We start from the raw sequence: 17208 nt of genomic DNA on the forward strand, positions 1-17208 counted from the left end.
AAGCGGGAGAGGTTGCAGCGAGTTCGTGGCTGCACCGACTGCGACAGCGGAAGATCAGAATCCCGCGACGCTGCCGTGCAGATCGTACTGGTCGGCGCGTTCGATCTTCGCAGTGACGATCTCGCCGACACGAAGCGGGCGGCGGCTCGACAGGTAGACGGCGCCGTCGATCTCCGGCGCATCGGCCTTGGAGCGGCCTTTCGAGACGGTCGGGCCGACCTCGTCGATGATGATCTGCTGGCGCGTGCCGACCTTGCGCTTCAGCCTGCGTGCCGAAATCTTCTGCTGGCGCGCCATCAGCGCGTTGTAGCGCTCCTGCTTGATCTCTTCTGGCACGGGGTTCTCGATCGCGTTTGCGGTCGCGCCGGCGACGGGCTCGTATTTGAAGCAGCCGAGCCGATCGATCTCGGCCTCGTCCAGCCAGTCGAGCAGATAGGCGAAGTCGGCATCGGTTTCGCCGGGGAAGCCGACGATGAAGGTCGAGCGCAAAGCGAGATCGGGACATTGCTCGCGCCAGCGCTTGATCCGCGCCAGCGTCTTGTCCTGCCCCGCCGGGCGCTTCATCGCCTTCAGCACCTCGGGGCTTGCGTGCTGGAACGGGATGTCGAGATAGGGCAGCACCTTGCCCTCGTTCATCAGCGCGATGACCTCGTCGACATGCGGGTAGGGGTAGACGTATTGCAAGCGGACCCAGGCGCCGAGTTCGCCGAGCTCGCGCGCGAGGTCGATGAATTTGGCGCGGACCTGGCGATCCTTCCACGGGCTCTCGGCGTATTTGAGATCGACGCCGTAGGCCGAGGTGTCCTGCGAGATCACCAGCAGCTCCTTGACGCCGGCGCCGACCAGGCGCTCGGCCTCGCGCAGCACGTCGTTGGCGGGTCGCGAGACCAGGTCGCCGCGCAGCTTCGGAATGATGCAGAAGGTGCAGCGGTTGTTGCAGCCTTCGGAAATCTTCAAATAGGCGTAGTGCCGGGGCGTTAGCTTGATACCCTGCGGCGGCACCAGATCGAGATGCGGATTGTGGGCGGGCGGCAGCGCGCGATGCACGGCGTCCAGCACGCTCTCATATTGCTGCGGGCCGGTGATGGAGAGCACGCCGGGATAGGCCTGCTCGATCTGCTCGGGTTCCGCGCCCATGCAACCGGTCACGATCACCTTGCCGTTCTCGGCCATGGCCTCGCCAATCGCCGAGAGCGATTCCTGCTTGGCGCTGTCGAGGAAGCCGCAGGTGTTGACGATGACGATGTCGGCCCCGTCATGCTTGCGCGCGAGCTCGTAGCCCTCGGCGCGTAGACGCGTGATGATGCGCTCGGAATCCACCAAAGCCTTGGGGCACCCGAGCGACACGAAGCTGACCTTGGGCGCAGCCGTCTGATCCATATCCAAATCTGCCTGATTGACAGGGTTGAGCTAGTCCCAATTGCCCATAATTACAACCCTTTGCGTGGCCGGCGGGCATGCTATGGATGAATCACTGGTGGTGAGTGAGCAATGAGCGCCGAACAGTCGCCCAAAATCGTGATCGTCGACGAAAGCCCGATCCGGGCTGCGATCCTCGAGGAAGGGTTGCGCGAGGCCGGATTCACGCAGATCGTCCATATCAGCGAGATGCAGAGCCTGCTCGCCCGTATTTATGCGGTCGATCCTGACATCATCCTGATCGATCTGGAAAACCCCAGCCGCGACGTGCTGGAGGCGATGTTCCAGGTCAGTCGCGCCGTGAAGCGGCCGATCGCGATGTTCGTCGACCAGAGCGATTCATCCTCGATCCAGGCCTCGGTCGAGGCGGGGGTGTCCGCCTATATCGTCGACGGGTTGAGGAAGGAGCGCATCAAGCCGATCCTCGACCTCTGCGTGTCGCGCTTCAATGCCTTCGCAAAACTCCAGGAGGAACTGGAGCGTACCAAGTCGCAGCTCGAGGATCGCAAGGTCATCGAGAAGGCCAAGGGCATCCTGATGAAGGTGAAGGGCCTCACCGAGGACGAGGCTTATGTGCTGCTGCGCTCCACCGCGATGCGCGAGAAGAAGAAAATCGGCGAGATCGCCCAGTCGATCATCACCGCGTCGGAGATGCTGAAATGACCGCTCCCCTCCGCATCGGTTTCATTCCACTGGTCGATGCCGCAGCGCTGATCGTTGCCGTCGACAAGGGATTTGCCGCGGCCGAAGGGCTCGAGGTCGAACTGGTCCGCGAGGTCTCCTGGTCCAACGTGCGCGACAAGCTTAATATCGGCTTGTTCGACGCCGCGCATCTGCTCGCGCCCGTTGCGATTGCGTCCTCGCTCGGGCTCGGCCACGTCAAGGTGCCGATCGCGGCGCCGTTCAATCTCGGCATCAACGGCAACGCGATCACGGTCTCGCCGGCGCTTCATGCCGCGCTGATGGAGGAGATCGACGGCGACCGCTTCGATCCGCTCGCCACGGCAAAGGCGTTGGCTCGCGTGGTCGCCAAGCGGCGCAAAGCGGGGGCCGATCCGTTGACCTTCGGCATGACCTTCCCGTTCTCGACCCACAACTACCAATTGCGGTTCTGGATGGCGGCGGCCGGCGTCGATCCCGACGAGGACGTGCGGCTGGTGGTGTTGCCGCCGCCCTATATGGTCGACAGTCTCGCCAATGGGCATGTCGATGCGTTCTGCGTCGGCGCGCCCTGGAATTCGATCGCGGTCGATCTCGGGATCGGCCACATCCTGCATTTCGTTTCCGACATCCTGGCCCATGCGGCGGAGAAAGTCCTGGCGCTCCGCCAGGTCTGGGCCGACAAGAATCCGGACGTGGTCGCGAGCCTGGTGCGCGCGGCGGTGAAAGCCGCCGAGTTCATCGAGCATCCGGAAAACCGGACCGAAGCGGCGCGGATCCTGGCGCAGCCGGAGCGGATCGGCGTCGATGCCGAAGTCATTCAGCGCACCCTCACGGGACGCCTCAAGGTTTCGCCGGACGGCACCTTTCGCGAGAGCGGCAGCTACCTTCTGGTGGGACGCGAGGAAGCAGGGCGCCCCGATCCGGTCCAGGCCGCCTGGCTCTATGCGCAGATGGTGCGCTGGGGACAGACGACGCTGACGCCCGACGGCGTCAAGACGGCGATGGCCGTGTTCAGGCCCGATCTCTACGACGGCGCCCTCGGCCGCCGGCCGCCCGCCCAAGCCCCCGCGGCGTTCGGCGCATTCGCCGGCCCGGCCTTCGATCCCGCCAATATCCGGGGGCATCTCGAGGCCTTCGAGGTGGGCCGCTGGAAGGCGTGATTCGGGCCTGCATCGTTTATGAGCGCTGGAGATCCGAGTCCAAATTTTAGGCCGACTGCTCGAATTTCATAGGAGTTCCAGAGCCCAGAGTTCCCCAGGGCGCCCTTAATTACCTGATACTACAAACATTCTCATTCGGTCAAAGCTGGCACGCAACTTGAATGTTGCAGTGCGGCCAGCCTGTCACAGATGCCTGCTGAGCCAAGTCCCCAGCAATGAAGCTGATCGGACCGTTGGGCGCACAGCCGGCTCTCGAGCCAGCCGAGCTCCTCGCGGGTCGTGCCCTTTCCGTCGATACCACCCAGGTGGCCGCAGGAGCTTCGTTACTGACCATGAAACTCGACACTGTCTCAGTCGACTTTACCGACGACCAGAAACGCTACCTCGAAGGCTTCACGACCGGTCTGCAGATCAGCCGCGTCGGTCGCGGTCTCGGCGGCGCCGGCAAGGCGAGCGCCGAGCCGACCGGTCCCGATGCCGTGCACATCAAGGCGCAGGACAAGGTCATCGCCGCGGGCAAGAAGCTCGCCGACCAGGAGAAGGTCAAGCGCGACGAGCATCCCTTCGATGCCTATCCGCGTCTCCGCCAGCAGGCGCTCGACAATACGCCGCCGAGCCCGGCAGACAATTTCCGCTGGCGCTATTACGGCATCTTCTATGTCGCGCCGACGCAGGACTCCTACATGTGCCGTCTGCGCATTCCGAACGGCATCATGAAGCACTGGCAGCTGGCCGGCGTTGCCGATCTCGCCGATGAAACGTGCGGGCCCTATAGCCACGTCACGACGCGCGCCAATCTTCAGCTTCGCGAGATCCCGCCGAAGAACGCCGTGAATCTGATCGAGGGCATTCAGGACCTCGGCCTGTGTTCGCGCGGCTCCGGCGCGGACAACATCCGCAACGTGACGGGAACGCCGACGGCAGGCATCGATCCGCAGGAGCTGATCGACACACGGCCTTATGCGCGCGAGTGGCACTACCACATCCTGAACGATCGCTCGTTGTATGGCTTGCCGCGCAAGTTCAACGTCGCCTTCGACGGTGCCGGCAGGATCGCCGTGCTCGAGGAGACCAACGACATCGCTTTCACGGCGTATGAGGTGAAGGACGGTTTCGGCGTCGAGCCCGGGGTCTGGTTCCGCCTCGGCCTCGGCGGCATCACCGGTCACAAGGATTTCGCAAAGTACTCCGGCATTATCGTCAAGCCGGAGCAGGCGACCGCTGTTGCGGACGCCATCGTGCGCGTCTTCATCGAGCACGGCGACCGCACCAACCGCAACAAGGCGCGGCTGAAATACGTGCTCGACGCCATGGGCCATGACGGCTTTCTCAAGCTGGTCGAGGAACGGCTGAAGACACCATTCACGCGTGTGCCGGAAGAGGCGTTTGCGCCGCGGCCGGCCGCCGACCGCATGGCGCATATCGGCGTGCACAGGCAGAAGCAGGACGGCTTGAACTGGATCGGCGTGTCGCTGACGCTCGGCAAGATCAGCTGCGATCAGATGCGGGGCCTCGCCAAAGTGGCGCGGGACCTCGGCGACGGCGATGTCCGTCTGACCGTCTGGCAGAACCTGCTGATATCAGGGGTGCGCGACGAGAATGTCGAGCTTGCCGTCGCGGCGATCAAGCAGATCGGGCTTGCGGTCGAGGCCTCGCACATCCGCGCCGGCCTGATCGCCTGCACCGGCAATGCCGGCTGCCGCTTTGCCGCCTCCAACACCAAGCGTCACGCCGCGGAGATCGGCGACTGGTGCGAGGCGCGCGTCAACATGGACAAGCCGGTCAACATCCATGTCACCGGCTGCCACCATTCCTGTGCCCAGCATTACATCAGCGACATCGGCCTGATCGGGGCGCGCGTGCCTGTCAACGAGGAGGACACGGTGGAGGGCTATCATCTCTTCACCGGCGGCGGCTTCGGTCCTGACGCCGACGTCGGGCAGGAGGTCTACCACGACCTCAAGGCCGAAGACGCACCGAAGACGGTCGAAGGGCTGCTCAAGGCTTATATCGCGCATCGCTCGTCTCCCGACGAAACCTTCCTGTCCTTTGCGCGCCGCCATGACGGCGAAACGCTGCGCAAGCTTGCCGATGCACAGGTGTCCGCATGAACCAGATCAGCCCTCCCCCGAAACTCGACATCATTCCCACGAGCGCTCCGTTCTCCGACGCGCAGCGCTCCTGGCTGAACGGCTTTTTTGCCGGGCTGCTGTCGCCTGAGGCAGCCGCGCCGCTGTCGGCCGAGCAGGGCGCCGCTGTTATGCAAGCCGGTGACGGCGACGACGGTGAAGCGCCATGGCACGACCAGACCATGCCGATCGCCGATCGGATGAAGCTCGCCGAAGGGCGCCCCGTGCGGCGCAAGATGATGGCGGCGATGGCGCAGCAGGATTGCGGGCAGTGCGGCTACAATTGCCACGACTATTCGGAGGCGATCGCGAGCCGCAGTGAAGCGCGGCTCAATCTTTGTGTCCCCGGCGGCAAGGAAACCGCGCGGATGCTGAAGTCGCTGCACGAAGAGCTGGACAAGGCGCCGGCGGCCAAGGCTGGCGACAAGGCGTCCGACAAGGTCGACGCAGTCGCGGCCCCCGCCGTGACCGTGACGATCGCCGAGCCCGGCCGCTCGCGCGACAACCCTGTTGCGGCGACCTTCCTGTCGCGCCGTCTTCTCAACAAGGGAAAATCCGAGAAGGAAACCTATCACGTCGAGTTCGACCTTTCCGAGAGCAAGCTCGACTATGTCGTCGGTGACAGTTTTGGCGTGTTCGCCCGCAACGAGCTCGGCCTCGTCGATCAGGTCATCGCGTTGCTCGGTGCCTCCCACACCACCAAGGTCAACGGCAAAACGCTGCGCGAGGTTCTGATCGACGACGTCTCGCTGTCGCCGGCACCCGACACGCTGTTCGAGCTGCTCTCCTTCATCACCGGCGGCGCGCAGCGCGAGAGGGCGCGGGCACTGGCGCAGGGGGAGGATCCCGATGGCGACGCCGCCACGCTCGACGTCATGGCGGCGCTGCAGAAGTTTTCAGGCACGCGGCCGCATCCCGAAGCGTTCGTCGAGGCGCTGGAGCCGCTGCAGCCGCGGCTCTATTCGATCTCGTCCTCGCACAATGCGACGCCTGGAAAGCTGTCGCTGACGGTCGATTCCGTGCGCTACATGATCGGCAAGCGCAAGCGCATCGGCGTCGCCTCGACCTTCCTTGGCGAGCGCATCGCCGAGGGCGAGAAGCTCAAGGTCTATGTGCAGAAGGCGCATAATTTCGGCCTGCCGCAGGATCCGAAGACGCCGATCATCATGGTCGGCCCCGGCACCGGCATTGCGCCGTTCCGCGCCTTCCTGTTCGACCGCAAGGCGACCGGCGCGCCCGGCAAGAACTGGCTGTTCTTCGGCCACCAGCGCAGCGATTGCGATTTCTTCTACCAGGAGGAGCTCAACGCGATGAAGACCTCGGGCCTGCTCACGCGCATGTCGCTGGCCTGGTCGCGCGACGGCGAGAAGAAGTTCTACGTGCAGGACCGCATGCGCGAGGTCGGCCGCGAGCTGTGGACGTGGCTCGCCGAAGGGGCGCATCTCTACATCTGCGGCGACGCCAAGCGCATGGCCAAGGACGTCGAGCGCGCACTGGTCGATATCGTCGCCCAGTTCGGGGCGCGCTCGACCGACGAAGCCGTCAGTTTTGTCGCCGAGCTCAAGAAGACGGGCCGGTTCCAGGCTGACGTCTACTAGCTGTCATCCTACCGTCATCCGGGCCGGTTCCAACTGGCTCGGATTTGAACGAATAAGATTCTCGGAACTGGCAGGCGAAGAGAATTTGCTCCTGCGATGCTGGGTTTTCAGAGAACCCGCATCGCTATTTCCGCTGCTCTCTTGCCCGCCACCCCGGTTGATCCCTCATAATCCCGCAAATGGGGCGTTGGAGATCGACCATGCGCGAACTATCGGCGGAAGCCAGGCTGCACTTCTACGCGCGCTCGCTCTCGCGGCGGACCGGGGCGAGCGTGCATCATGCCGCGATGTACAGCGCCTTCGCCGTCATCGCTGCCATCGTGTTCGGCACGCTGTCGGTGCACCCGTTCTGATCACGCCCCGCGCTTGAACGGCGCGACCTCGATCCCTGCATCCTTTAACGCCTGCCGCAGGCCGCGCGCGATGTCGACGGCGCCCGGCGTATCGCCATGGATGCAGACCGTGTCGGTTCGCATCTTGATGACCTTGCCCGTGACCGAGACCACCGCGCCGTCCTGCACCATGCGCACCACGCGGTCGGCGATGGCCTTGGCGTCATGCAGCACCGCACCGGGGTTCTTGCGCGAGACGAGATTACCGTCGTCCTCGTAGGCACGGTCGGCGAACACCTCGTGCACCATGGGCAGATTGGCGGCTTCGCCAGCCTTCACCAACTTCGAATTGGCGAGCACGACAAAAATCAGGCTGGGATCGACCGCCTTGATGCCGGCGGCGATCGCCTTCGCCGTCATGTCGTCCTCGCAGGCGACGTTGGAGAGCGCGCCATGCGCCTTCACATGCGTCACCTTGTGGCCGGCCGCGGTCGCGATCGCCTGCAACGCGCCGATCTGGTAGGCGACGAGGTTCTCGATCTCGGAGGCTTTCAGGCCCGCAATCGGGTGGCGGCCAAAACCGTGCAGGTCGCGATAGCCGGGATGCGCGCCGACCGAGACGCCGCGCGCCTTCGCCAGCTCGACCGTGCGGCGCATGATATCAGGGTCGCCGGCGTGGAAGCCGCAGGCGACGTTGACCGAGCTCGCCAGTTCGGTCATGGCGGCATCGTTGCCCATCTCCCACGCGCCAAAACCTTCGCCGAGATCGCAATTGAGATCGATCGTCTTCATGGGCTGCTCTCCATCTCTGGTCGTCTTGTCGTTTACGGCTCGGCCGCAACCTGCCAGGTTCCGGCGTCGACGGCACTGACAGCATAGCCCGCGACGTTGGCATCGCTGAGCGCTTCGATGTTGAGCGCGACGGTGTCGGCGGAGCGCAGGCGATCGGGCAGGTTGCGGATCAGTTGCACAAATTTCCTCGCCTCGTCCTGTGCCTCGGCCATGCTGACCGCCTTGAAACGGAACGCCGTTCCCGCCGATGTCTGCGCGAGACGGCCGACATCGGCCGTGATCACGGTCGCGATCTTCGGGTAGCCGCCGGAGGTGCCGCGATCCATCATCAGCGCGATCGGCGCCCCGTTGCCGGGCACCTGGATGCTGCCGTTGACCGTGCCGTCGGAGACGATGTTGTGGCCGTGCAGATGCTTGATCGCGGGACCTTCCAGCCGGTAGCCCATGCGATCGGACGTCGCCGAGATCTTCCACTCGCTGTCGAGGAACAGCGCCTTGTTGGCGTCGTCGAACTCGTCGTCCTGCGGTCCCAGCAGGACGCGGATCGGGCCGCTCGATGGCTTCGGCAATTCGATGCGCAGTTCCGGTGCACCGCTTGCGGCATCGACGGTGAATTCGTCGCCGGCCTGCAGCGGGCGCGGGTAGGGGCTGCCGAGACCGGCACGCGCGTTGACCGCGAGACTGCCGAACACCGGCTCGCCCTTGATCCCGCCTTCGATCGCCAGATAAGTGAACGCGCCGCCGCGGGCAAAGCCCAGCGCCAGCGTCTCGCCGTCCTTCAGCGTCACCGATGTGTCCATGGCGACTGGACTGCCGGCGACGTCCGCATTGCGCGGCGCGCCTGAAATCGCGACGCGCACGGCACCGTCGCGCGCGGTGAACGAGGCGCCGAACGGGCCGACCTCGACAACGGCTGCGAACGGTTCGTTGCCGACAAGCGTGTTCGCTGCCGCGAGCGACAGGCGGTCCATCGCTCCGCTCACCGTCAGGCCATAGCGTTGCGCGCCATGGCGTCCGCCGTCCTGGACCGAACTTGCGGGCCCGATGCTGGCGATCACGAGCCGGCTCATGCGACCACCTGCTCGGCAATGATCTCGCCGGCCTCGGCGGCGCGGTCCTGTTCCTCGAACGTCTTGTGGTCGATGGCGAAAAACGTCACGCGATCGCCGGGTTCGGTGAGGAAGGTCGGATTGCGGTGGAGCTGATAGGTTCGCACCGGCGTCCGGCCGAGCAGGTGCCAGCCGCTCGGTGCTGCCAGGCACTGGATTCCGGCCTGGATGCCGCCGATCGAGATCGTGCCGGCAGGCGTCAGCAGCCGCGGATTCTGCCGCCGCGACATCTGCAGGGATTTGTCGAGGCCGCTGAGATAGGACCAGCCCGGCGTGAAGCCGATCATGGCCACCTTGTAGTCGCCGGCGACGTGGCGCGCGACGATGTCATCGGGTGTGGTGTTCAGCGCCTTCGCGACGTCCTCGAGATCGATGCCGTGCTCGCCGCCATAGGCGACGGGAATGCGCCAGCGGCGCGCCTTAGTGGCCGGCGGCAGCGGCTGACTGGCGAGCGCGAGCAGCTTTTCGCCAAGGGCGTCGAAGCCGATCTTGCCGGGATCGTAATGCACCAGCAGCGAGCGATAGGTCGGCACGGACTCGGTGATGCCTTCGATCAGGCTTGCTGCGAGCGCCTTGTCGAGCGCCAGCACGCGCTTGTTGGCGTCGTCGTCGATGGTACGGCTGAACTCGACCGTGACGGCGCTGTCGCCACTGGGCAGCAGGCGGGGCGGGGGAAGCGTCGCGGACATGGGCTGTCGAAATCGGGCTTCTGGAGATACGCGGGCTCGGCCTTGAGCGTCGCTTGTTCCTGCTTCGCGTAAATGCGCCCGCAAGTCCAATAAATTAATGCAGGGGGAGGCGATAAAGCCTTGTTATCGCGACGCATAACTGCGCTGCGGCCCTGCATGATTGGTATCCTCTTGGGCCTTGACGCAAGGCCCGCACCCCGCAAGATGCGCGCGTTCTTTCCCGCCCATCCGGAGCTCGTCTGTTTCCATGTCGCTGTCCCCCGAAGCCCGCAAGACCCTCGCCGGCATCACCACTGCCACCATCACCACGGTCCTGCTGAAGAAGGGCCTGCGCAACATCTGGATGCGCGGCGCGCGTCCGCTGCGCCCGGGTCTTCCGCGCCTGGTGGGACCGGCCTTCACGCTGCGTTTCGTGCCGGCGCGGGAGGATCTGGCGACGCCGGAATCATGGTCGTCGCCGATCTCGACCCGCACCGCGATCGAGGCGATGCCGGAGGGCTGCATCGCCGTGGTTGACGCCATGGGCATCACCGACGCCGGCATTTTCGGTGACATCCTGTGCGCGCGCATGATGAAGCGCGGCGTCACCGCACTCGTTACCGACGGCGTCGTGCGTGACGTCGAGGGCGTGCTCGGCACCAACCTGCCGGTCTGGTGCGACGGCTATGCCGCGCCGCCGTCAGTCGCCGGCCTGACCTTCGTCGGCTGGGGCGAGCCGATCGGTTGCGGCGGCGTTGCCGTGTTCCCGAACGACATCGTGGTCGCCGACCAGGACGGCTGTGTGCTGATCCCGCAAGCGATGCTTGAGCACGTGCTCAACGAAGGTGTCGAGCAGGAGCGGATGGAAGCCTGGATCGTCAACGAGGTGAACAATGGCGCGGTGCTCCCGGGCCTCTATCCCATGAACGCCGAGACCAAGGCGCGCTACGCCGCAAGCAAGAAGTAATCGGGAAAGAAGCGAGGTAAATCCAATGGAGATCACTGTTGCAGGCACGCGGCCGACACGCCGTGCGCCCGGGGAACACTTCACCGGCACGGTGTGGCAGGACCCCGTGATCATGGCGCCCGCCCCAGCGCGGCTGAACTGCTCACGCGTCTCGTTCGAGCCGGGCGCGCGTACCAACTGGCATCACCATCCGCTCGGGCAGACGCTCTATGTGATTTCGGGGGTTGGCCGGGTGCAGTCCAAGGGCGGGCCGATCAGGGAGATCCGTCCCGGCGACACCGTCTGGATTCCACCGGGCGAGCTGCACTGGCACGGCGGGTCGCCGACCAACGGCATGACCCATATCGCCATGCAGGAAGCGCTCGACGGCGTGTTCTCGACCTGGCTGGAGCCCGTGACCGACGCGGAATATGGCGCAGCGGTCGGCTAGTTTGCGTGACCCGGCTTTGCGCAGCGACGCTTTGCGTCGCTGCTCGTCCGGAACAAGAGCGCTTACATCCGCTCCGCCGTCCACGTGCCCGTGCACATGCTGCCGCGCCAGGTGCCGGAGCCCGAAGTGCCGCTGAGCCGGCCGAAGCCGACGGCGCGCTTGATGCCGGTGCTCAAGGTGACGTTGATGCTGCCGGCGTCCGCGACGCGGCCTGACGCCGTCACCATGGCGCTGCTCGAGGCGATCTGACCGTTGTTGATGCCGATTGCGACGGTCGAGCCGTTACCGCAGGTCTCGCTCGACGACGAGATACGGACGTTCCATGCGCCGTCAAAAGTGCTGGCGCTGGCCTGTGCGGCCGGCAACGCGATGACAATGATGGTGGCGAAGAGAGCCTTGCGAAATCCGTTCATGACACGCCCCTGGGGTTGATCATGCGGGTATCGTGTCACGGCCCCGGAACTGGCGATGTGAGGGCTGTCACGCGCGCGACGGGCTCTGTGATGTCGCGCACGCCGCAATCGATTTGGCGGCCAAAGCAAAAGGGCCCGCGTTGCGGGCCCTTTGTCTCGGTCGGAGTGTCGCCCCGAAGTCAGTTCACACGCGTCCACGTCTGGCCGCCGCAGAACATGCCGCCAAAGGCGCAGCCCTGCACGCGCAGGCGATCGGTGCCCTTCAGCGCGATGGTTGAATCATAGGTCGAGCCGGAGTTCGGATCGAGGATGCGGCCGGACCATTTCTGGTCCTTGTTCTGGTCCTTGCCGGGCTTCATGTTGATCAGGACCTGCTCGCCATTCTGGTTCGATTTCGAATCGACCGAGTAGCCGCAGAGATTGCTGCCGCATTGCTCGATCCGGACCTTGCCCTCCTTCTCCTCGGTGAGCCAGACGCCGAGCGGCGAATTGAGGTCGCGCGTGGGCGCGGTTGCGGGAGCCGGCGGCGCGACGGCAGCCGATTGAACGGGGGCGGGCGCAGGCGCCGGGACGGGAGGCGGAGATGGCGCCGGAGGCGCGGCTGCGACGGTCGGGGCGGGCGGCGGCGGCGGTGCGGGCGGTACTGCGGCTGCCGTCGGGGCAGCACTCGGGGCCGGCTGAGGCGGCGGCACCAGCGCGTCTTCGGCCGGAGCGTTATTAGCCGTGGTGGCCGGAGGCGCCGGCGGGGCCGGAGGAGCGACGGCCACGGGGGCTCGGACGGGAGCTTGGACAGGAGCCTGCTCCGCCGCCGGAGCCGCCGTGACCGGCGCCGGGGCCGGCGCTGGATTGGCGGGCGCCTGCGGGTCAGCCTTGGCTTGTTGCGGTGCCTGCGGGTCCGCTTTTGGAGCCCCCTTGGCATCGTTCTTGGTTTTCTTCGCCTTGCCCTGGCCGGTGTTGTCGTAGACGCCGGGGATTTGCACCGTGCCGCGGTCGGGATCGATGCGGATGGTACGCCCGCCATAGTCGAAGGTGTACTGCGCCTGCGCAGCGGTGCTCGCCAAAAGGAATGCGGCCGTGGCCAACAGCTTCCTCATTTCGCATCTCCTGAAACAGGTGGTCCCCGCACCGACGCTTACGCCCCGGTTCGATCGCAAAAAGTGATCTAGATCACTGTCACCGTATGAGTCGTGCTCCGGCGGTTGCGGGTTCAATAACACCGGAGCCGGTCCAAAGTTTGGCCGGGCCAAGCGACAGGAGGACGCGGTCCTAATCGAACCAGGCGGCGTAGATCTTCTTGTAGCTGCCGTCCTGCATGGAAATGTGCAGCCATTGGTCGACGAACGCCTTCAGCGCCATGTCGCGCTGGAGCCAATAGGCCTTCTCGGAGAAATCGAACGGCTTGTCGGGATGCACCGCGCAGAGCACGCCTTGATGCTGCTTCTGCTGGTAGCGCGTCTCGGAGGCGTCGGTCATCATCAAATCGGCATTGCCCTTGGCGATCTCGTCGAAGATCACGGTATTGTCCGGGAAGACGGTGATGTCGGCGTCCTTGATGTTGGCACGCGCGAAGCGCTCGTTGGTGCCGCCGGGATTGACGATCACGCGGGTGCCCTTCTTGTCGATGTCGGTGATGCTCTGGTATTTGCCGACGTCGGCACAGCGTGCGATCGGCGTCTTGCCCTCGCGCATGATCGGCGTGGAGAAGAAGCCCTTCTTCTGCCGGTCGAGCGTGACCGAGACGCCGCCCATCGCGATGTCGAACTGATCGGCCTCGAAATCCTTCATCAGCTTCGGCCAGGCCGTCGGCACGAATTCAACCTTGACGCCGAGCGCCTTGCCGAGTGCTTCCGCCATGTCGACATCGAAGCCGTTGAACTGCTGCGTCGTCTTGTCGAGATAGGTGAAGGGCTTGTAGTCGCCGGTCATTCCGACGCGCAATGTGCCGCGCTTGACGATCTCGTCGAGGCGGGACGGCGCCGCCTGCTGTGCCTGCGCCGAACGGTTTACCAGCAGGAGCACGGCCAAGGTCACCAAAATTCGACTGGTCATTCGAACGATCATCTCTTTTCCACCCATGCCCAAGCTGTCATTGTACGGCACTCGATGCCTGTCTTGAGGGCTGGATTTAGACCAGATGCCCGTCGCTGGCGAGGCGGAAGTGAAGGGAATTTTGAAGTGACGATCTCGATGTATGACGCCTCGGTCGGACTCTTCGTGCCGTATCTGCGCAATCTGTCCGCACTGCTCGACAAGGGCGTTTCCTATGCCGAAGCCCGGAAGTTCAACCCGGCCGTCCTGCTCGGCATGCGCATGGCGCCCGACATGTACGATCTGGCGCAACAGATCGGCGAAGCCTGCCGCCATGCCACCGTCGCCGCGGCCTTGTTGGCCGACCGCGAGCCGGTGACGCTGCCGGTGCTGGAGCACGACATGGCCGGGCTTCAGGCCCGCATCGCGACGTCGATCGAGTTCATCGAAAGCCTGCCGCGCGCGGAGATAAATGCTGCGGCGGACCGGAATGTCTTCTTCAAGCTGAAGAACGGGACCGAGTTGCCCTTCACCGGGCGGACGCTGCTGCTGACCTTCAGCGTCCCGCAATTCTTCTTTCACGTCACGACGGCCTACGACCTGTTGCGGCACGCAGGCGTCGAGCTCGTGAAGAAGGATTATCTCGGACGACGATAAGCCGAACCGGCATCCCCTTCGCGCGAAAGCGCGCTAGGCTTCGCCCTTGCGCTCGTAATCGGCGAGCGAGCTGCGGCCGGCGATTTCGCTGCGCAGCTCTTCGAAGCGCCGATGGGCCTCGTCCTCATGCGCGTCGACGAAATGCACCGCGGCTTCGCCGGTCATCGGGCCGCTGACCACGGGTACCGACTGCTCGCCGATCGTCTCGTGGACGTAGAACTGGCCGTCGTCGCCGCGATGGACCGTCCATTTCAGACGGATGGCCACCATCGGCCCGGGGCCGACCTTGCTGTAGCCGTCGGCGTCGGTGTGCTCCGGCACCAGGGGCTGCTCCTCGACCACCGGATGCTCGTCGACCACAGGGTGCTCGTCGGTGACCCCATGCTCACCGGCAACCACCATTTCGGTCACGGTGACCGTCTCGGTCTCGCGCACGGTCTCGGTCTCGCGTACGACGAGGACGGGTTCAGGGTGCTCCAGGATGCTGGCGATGGTCGCCAACGCGTGGTCGGTCGGGTCGATCTCTGACAAGGGTCCATCCTCCAGCTCGACGCGGCCGGCAAGTCTGTCCCACTGCCGCCGCGGCCGGACCTATTACGCGGGTTTGATTAAGGCTGAGTGAGGGCTCGATCTGCACCAAAATGGGACTGATTCTGGCGTTCCGAAGGCGGGCGGTTGATCGCCCGCCAATGCGCACCGCCCGCCTGGGAGAGCAGCTCAGCCCAGGACATCCTGATTGATGATGTTCTGCCGGATGGGATCGCCGTCCAGCACACTCAGGATGTTGCGCGCGGTCTGCTCGCTCATCCGGCTCACCGCCTCGACCGTGACGCCGGCGACATGCGGGGCCATGATGACGTTGGGTAGCGCGAACAGCGCGTTGCTGACCGGCGGCGGCTCGACCTCGAACACATCGATGCCGGCACCGGCGAGCTTGCCCGAGACCAGTGCGTCGTACAGCGCCGCTTCCTTCACGATGCCGCCGCGCGCGGTGTTGATGAGATAGGATTTCGGCTTCATCCGGCCGATCCTGTCAGCATCGAACAGGCCGACGGTCTCCGGCGTCTTCGGGCAGTGGATGGTGACGAAATCGGCGTGCGGCAGTGCGGCATCGAGATCGGCGACCGGCTCGCAGCCGGCTGCCTTGATCTCTGCGGCTGCCTTGTAGGGATCATAGACCTGCACATTCATGTCCATCGCCAGGCAGCGCTTGGCGGTGCGGGTGCCGATGCGGCCGAAGCCGATGATGAGGACGGTCTTGCCGTAGAGATCGAACGGCAGCATGCCGAGGCGGTCGGCCCATTTGCCGTCCTTGACGCAGGAATGCATCTCCTGCGCACGTTTTGCCAGTGTCAGCATCATGAACAGCGCCTGCTCGGCGACCGAGGGCGAGTTCGCGCTGCCCGCGACCATCAGCGGCACCTTGCGGCGGGAGAGGGCCGGGACGTCGACGGCGTCGTAGCCGACCCCGATCCGGGTCACCACCTTCATGTCCTTCGAGGCTTCGAGCTCGGTCTCGCCGAAAGCGGTGGCGCCGAGCGCCACGCCATGGACCGGCGCGTGGCTCTTCAGCAAAGCCTCGAAATCCCTGGCGGATATCAGGTTCGGAAACTCGATGAGCTCGATGTCATCTCGCTGGGTGAGGAGGACGCGTGCCCCTTGCGACAAAGTTTGCGTGACAAAGATTTTCTTCTTATTGGTCGACATCGTCCCTACCTGCGCGAGTTTCTTGGCCGGCCGTCACAAGACGGCGCCGGTCGCCTCGTTTAGCAGGTGCATATTGTTGAGGTCCATCGCCAAACGCATGGGGCCGCCGTCCTTGGCGCCCGCATTGGGATCGACACGGCCGCAGATCGGCGTGCCGTCCAGTCCGAAATAGACCAGCGTCTCCATTCCCATCGGCTCGGTGACATCAAGCACCGTGTCGAAGGTCTCGACACCCGGCTCGAGATGCGCGTGCGATTCCGTGAGATGTTCGGGACGGATGCCGAGCAACAGGTTCTCGGCTCGGGGCAGTGCGCTGTAACGGGCGGCGCGGGCCGGCGGCAACGGGAATGAGATGCGGTCCGTCAGGCGGACGTTGAGCTTGCCGCCGACGTCCTCGAGCCGGCACGGAATGAAGTTCATCGCCGGCGAGCCGATGAAGCCCGCGACGAAGCGCGTCGCCGGCTTGTGGTAGAGCTCGTTCGGGGTACCGATCTGCTCGATCCGCCCCTTGTTCATCACCACCACGCGATCGGCCAGCGTCATCGCCTCAACCTGGTCGTGGGTGACGTAGACCGTCGTGGTACGTACCTTCTGGTGCACCTTCTTGATCTCGATCCGCATCTGCACGCGCAGCTTGGCGTCGAGATTGGACAGCGGCTCGTCGAACAGGAAGACTTTCGGGTTGCGCACGATGGCCCGCCCCATGGCGACGCGCTGGCGCTGGCCGCCGGAGAGCTGCTTCGGCTTGCGGTCGATCAGGTCGGTGATGTCGAGGAGGCGGGCGGCCTCCGTCACCCGCGCCTTGATCTCGGCCTTGGGATAGTGCTTGAGCCGGAGCCCGAACGACATGTTCTCCGCGACCGTCATGTGCGGGTAGAGCGCGTAGTTCTGAAACACCATCGCGATGTCGCGGTCCTTCGGCGGCACATCGTTGACGACGTCCCCGCCGATCATGATGTCGCCGTCGGTGATGTCCTCGAGCCCCGCGATCATCCGCAACGTCGTCGACTTGCCGCAGCCGGAGGGGCCGACGAGCACGATGAACTCATGGTCGGAGATGTCGAGATCGATGCCGCGCACCGCCTCGACGTCGTCGTAACGCTTGACCACCTTCCGCAACGCAACCTCAGCCATAA

The 17208-nt window shown here is 64.9% G+C and carries 18 protein-coding genes; 8 read left to right on the plus strand and 10 right to left on the minus strand.

Annotated features, from left to right (window positions below):
* Positions 1-54: 54 nt before the first annotated feature.
* Positions 55-1380, minus strand: coding sequence for a 30S ribosomal protein S12 methylthiotransferase RimO (gene rimO / locus AC0L21_RS26395; protein WP_473264663.1), 1326 nt, complete (start codon positions 1378-1380; stop codon positions 55-57).
* Positions 1381-1491: 111 nt separating this feature from the next.
* Between rimO and AC0L21_RS26400 the strand changes: the two genes are divergently transcribed.
* The 5 genes from AC0L21_RS26400 to AC0L21_RS26420 all read left to right on the plus strand — a co-directional run bounded on the left by AC0L21_RS26400 (position 1492) and on the right by AC0L21_RS26420 (position 7322).
* On the plus strand, positions 1492-2082 hold the full coding sequence (locus tag AC0L21_RS26400; RefSeq protein WP_007610503.1) for an ANTAR domain-containing response regulator: 591 nt from the start codon (positions 1492-1494) through the stop codon (positions 2080-2082).
* The gene (locus tag AC0L21_RS26405; RefSeq protein ID WP_473264664.1) at positions 2079-3242 is read left to right on the plus strand and encodes a CmpA/NrtA family ABC transporter substrate-binding protein; all 1164 of its coding nucleotides are present in this window, start codon (positions 2079-2081) and stop codon (positions 3240-3242) included. Before AC0L21_RS26400 ends, AC0L21_RS26405 begins: the two co-directional genes overlap by 4 nt.
* A 332-nt stretch (positions 3243-3574) precedes the next feature.
* Positions 3575-5353, plus strand: a complete 1779-nt coding sequence (locus tag AC0L21_RS26410; RefSeq protein ID WP_473264665.1) for a NirA family protein — start codon at positions 3575-3577, stop codon at positions 5351-5353.
* Positions 5350-6969 carry a sulfite reductase subunit alpha gene (locus AC0L21_RS26415; protein WP_473264666.1) on the plus strand — a complete coding sequence of 540 codons (1620 nt, stop codon included), beginning with the start codon at positions 5350-5352 and terminating at the stop codon, positions 6967-6969. The genes AC0L21_RS26410 and AC0L21_RS26415 overlap by 4 nt, the downstream gene beginning before the upstream one ends.
* Positions 6970-7169: 200 nt before the next feature.
* Positions 7170-7322 carry a hypothetical protein gene (locus AC0L21_RS26420; protein WP_007590908.1) on the plus strand — a complete coding sequence of 51 codons (153 nt, stop codon included), beginning with the start codon at positions 7170-7172 and terminating at the stop codon, positions 7320-7322.
* On the opposite strand, the gene AC0L21_RS26425 is transcribed toward AC0L21_RS26420, so the two are convergent.
* Genes AC0L21_RS26425 through pxpB form a run of 3 tightly spaced genes read right to left on the minus strand, consistent with a single transcriptional unit; the run spans position 7323 to position 9891 of the window.
* Positions 7323-8093 carry a LamB/YcsF family protein gene (locus tag AC0L21_RS26425; protein ID WP_473264667.1) on the minus strand — a complete coding sequence of 257 codons (771 nt, stop codon included), beginning with the start codon at positions 8091-8093 and terminating at the stop codon, positions 7323-7325.
* Between the two features lie 32 nt (positions 8094-8125).
* Positions 8126-9163, minus strand: a complete 1038-nt coding sequence (locus AC0L21_RS26430) for a 5-oxoprolinase subunit C family protein (RefSeq protein WP_473264668.1) — start codon at positions 9161-9163, stop codon at positions 8126-8128.
* Complete coding sequence (gene pxpB / locus AC0L21_RS26435; protein ID WP_473264669.1) at positions 9160-9891, minus strand: 5-oxoprolinase subunit PxpB; 732 nt, start codon at positions 9889-9891, stop codon at positions 9160-9162. Before pxpB ends, AC0L21_RS26430 begins: the two co-directional genes overlap by 4 nt.
* 247 nt (positions 9892-10138) lie before the next feature.
* On the opposite strand from pxpB, the gene AC0L21_RS26440 reads away from it, so the two are divergent.
* Together AC0L21_RS26440 and AC0L21_RS26445 are read left to right on the plus strand one after the other, a co-directional pair.
* Positions 10139-10837 (plus strand): ribonuclease activity regulator RraA, encoded by a 699-nt coding sequence (locus AC0L21_RS26440; RefSeq protein ID WP_007590912.1) that lies wholly within the window; start codon positions 10139-10141, stop codon positions 10835-10837.
* 25 nt (positions 10838-10862) lie between these two features.
* Positions 10863-11267 (plus strand): (R)-mandelonitrile lyase, encoded by a 405-nt coding sequence (locus AC0L21_RS26445; RefSeq protein ID WP_473264670.1) that lies wholly within the window; start codon positions 10863-10865, stop codon positions 11265-11267.
* A gap of 62 nt (positions 11268-11329) precedes the next feature.
* Here AC0L21_RS26445 and AC0L21_RS26450 read toward each other — a convergent pair whose 3' ends face one another.
* The 3 genes from AC0L21_RS26450 to AC0L21_RS26460 form a co-directional block, all read right to left on the minus strand.
* Positions 11330-11680, minus strand: coding sequence for a hypothetical protein (locus AC0L21_RS26450; RefSeq protein ID WP_007590916.1), 351 nt, complete (start codon positions 11678-11680; stop codon positions 11330-11332).
* Positions 11681-11859: 179 nt separating this feature from the next.
* Entirely contained in the window at positions 11860-12774 is a 915-nt protein-coding gene (locus AC0L21_RS26455) for a DUF2147 domain-containing protein (RefSeq protein WP_473264671.1), read from the minus strand.
* A gap of 172 nt (positions 12775-12946) precedes the next feature.
* Positions 12947-13729: a transporter substrate-binding domain-containing protein gene (locus AC0L21_RS26460; RefSeq protein ID WP_473264672.1), complete on the minus strand. Its 783-nt coding sequence runs from the start codon at positions 13727-13729 to the stop codon at positions 12947-12949.
* A gap of 138 nt (positions 13730-13867) precedes the next feature.
* Here AC0L21_RS26460 and AC0L21_RS26465 point away from each other — a divergent pair, with 138 nt between their 5' ends.
* Positions 13868-14365 carry a DUF1993 domain-containing protein gene (locus AC0L21_RS26465; RefSeq protein WP_473264712.1) on the plus strand — a complete coding sequence of 166 codons (498 nt, stop codon included), beginning with the start codon at positions 13868-13870 and terminating at the stop codon, positions 14363-14365.
* 33 nt (positions 14366-14398) lie between these two features.
* On the opposite strand, the gene AC0L21_RS26470 is transcribed toward AC0L21_RS26465, so the two are convergent.
* The 3 genes from AC0L21_RS26470 to AC0L21_RS26480 form a co-directional block, all read right to left on the minus strand.
* Entirely contained in the window at positions 14399-14896 is a 498-nt protein-coding gene (locus AC0L21_RS26470) for a hypothetical protein (protein WP_027517997.1), read from the minus strand.
* Positions 14897-15082: 186 nt separating this feature from the next.
* Entirely contained in the window at positions 15083-16072 is a 990-nt protein-coding gene (locus tag AC0L21_RS26475) for a hydroxyacid dehydrogenase (protein WP_473264673.1), read from the minus strand.
* 33 nt (positions 16073-16105) lie between these two features.
* The gene (locus tag AC0L21_RS26480) at positions 16106-17206 is read right to left on the minus strand and encodes an ABC transporter ATP-binding protein (RefSeq protein ID WP_473264674.1); all 1101 of its coding nucleotides are present in this window, start codon (positions 17204-17206) and stop codon (positions 16106-16108) included.
* Positions 17207-17208 lie beyond the last annotated feature (2 nt).

This window comes from Bradyrhizobium sp. WSM4873, assembly GCF_055811355.1.

Bases quoted from the DNA above. Each gene is read 5' to 3' on its own strand.
- AC0L21_RS26445 (WP_473264670.1), top strand. From the start codon at position 10,863: ATGGAGATCACTGTTGCAGGCACGCGGCCGACACGCCGTGCGCCCGGG.
- AC0L21_RS26420 (WP_007590908.1), top strand. From the start codon at position 7,170: ATGCGCGAACTATCGGCGGAAGCCAGGCTGCACTTCTACGCGCGCTCG.
- pxpB (WP_473264669.1), bottom strand. From the start codon at position 9,891: ATGTCCGCGACGCTTCCCCCGCCCCGCCTGCTGCCCAGTGGCGACAGC.
- AC0L21_RS26440 (WP_007590912.1), top strand. From the start codon at position 10,139: ATGTCGCTGTCCCCCGAAGCCCGCAAGACCCTCGCCGGCATCACCACT.
- AC0L21_RS26415 (WP_473264666.1), top strand. From the start codon at position 5,350: ATGAACCAGATCAGCCCTCCCCCGAAACTCGACATCATTCCCACGAGC.
- AC0L21_RS26410 (WP_473264665.1), top strand. From the start codon at position 3,575: ATGAAACTCGACACTGTCTCAGTCGACTTTACCGACGACCAGAAACGC.
- AC0L21_RS26455 (WP_473264671.1), bottom strand. From the start codon at position 12,774: ATGAGGAAGCTGTTGGCCACGGCCGCATTCCTTTTGGCGAGCACCGCT.
- AC0L21_RS26460 (WP_473264672.1), bottom strand. From the start codon at position 13,729: ATGACCAGTCGAATTTTGGTGACCTTGGCCGTGCTCCTGCTGGTAAAC.
- AC0L21_RS26465 (WP_473264712.1), top strand. From the start codon at position 13,868: ATGTATGACGCCTCGGTCGGACTCTTCGTGCCGTATCTGCGCAATCTG.
- AC0L21_RS26400 (WP_007610503.1), top strand. From the start codon at position 1,492: ATGAGCGCCGAACAGTCGCCCAAAATCGTGATCGTCGACGAAAGCCCG.
- AC0L21_RS26405 (WP_473264664.1), top strand. From the start codon at position 2,079: ATGACCGCTCCCCTCCGCATCGGTTTCATTCCACTGGTCGATGCCGCA.
- rimO (WP_473264663.1), bottom strand. From the start codon at position 1,380: ATGGATCAGACGGCTGCGCCCAAGGTCAGCTTCGTGTCGCTCGGGTGC.
- AC0L21_RS26480 (WP_473264674.1), bottom strand. From the start codon at position 17,206: ATGGCTGAGGTTGCGTTGCGGAAGGTGGTCAAGCGTTACGACGACGTC.
- AC0L21_RS26475 (WP_473264673.1), bottom strand. From the start codon at position 16,072: ATGTCGACCAATAAGAAGAAAATCTTTGTCACGCAAACTTTGTCGCAA.
- AC0L21_RS26430 (WP_473264668.1), bottom strand. From the start codon at position 9,163: ATGAGCCGGCTCGTGATCGCCAGCATCGGGCCCGCAAGTTCGGTCCAG.
- AC0L21_RS26450 (WP_007590916.1), bottom strand. From the start codon at position 11,680: ATGAACGGATTTCGCAAGGCTCTCTTCGCCACCATCATTGTCATCGCG.
- AC0L21_RS26425 (WP_473264667.1), bottom strand. From the start codon at position 8,093: ATGAAGACGATCGATCTCAATTGCGATCTCGGCGAAGGTTTTGGCGCG.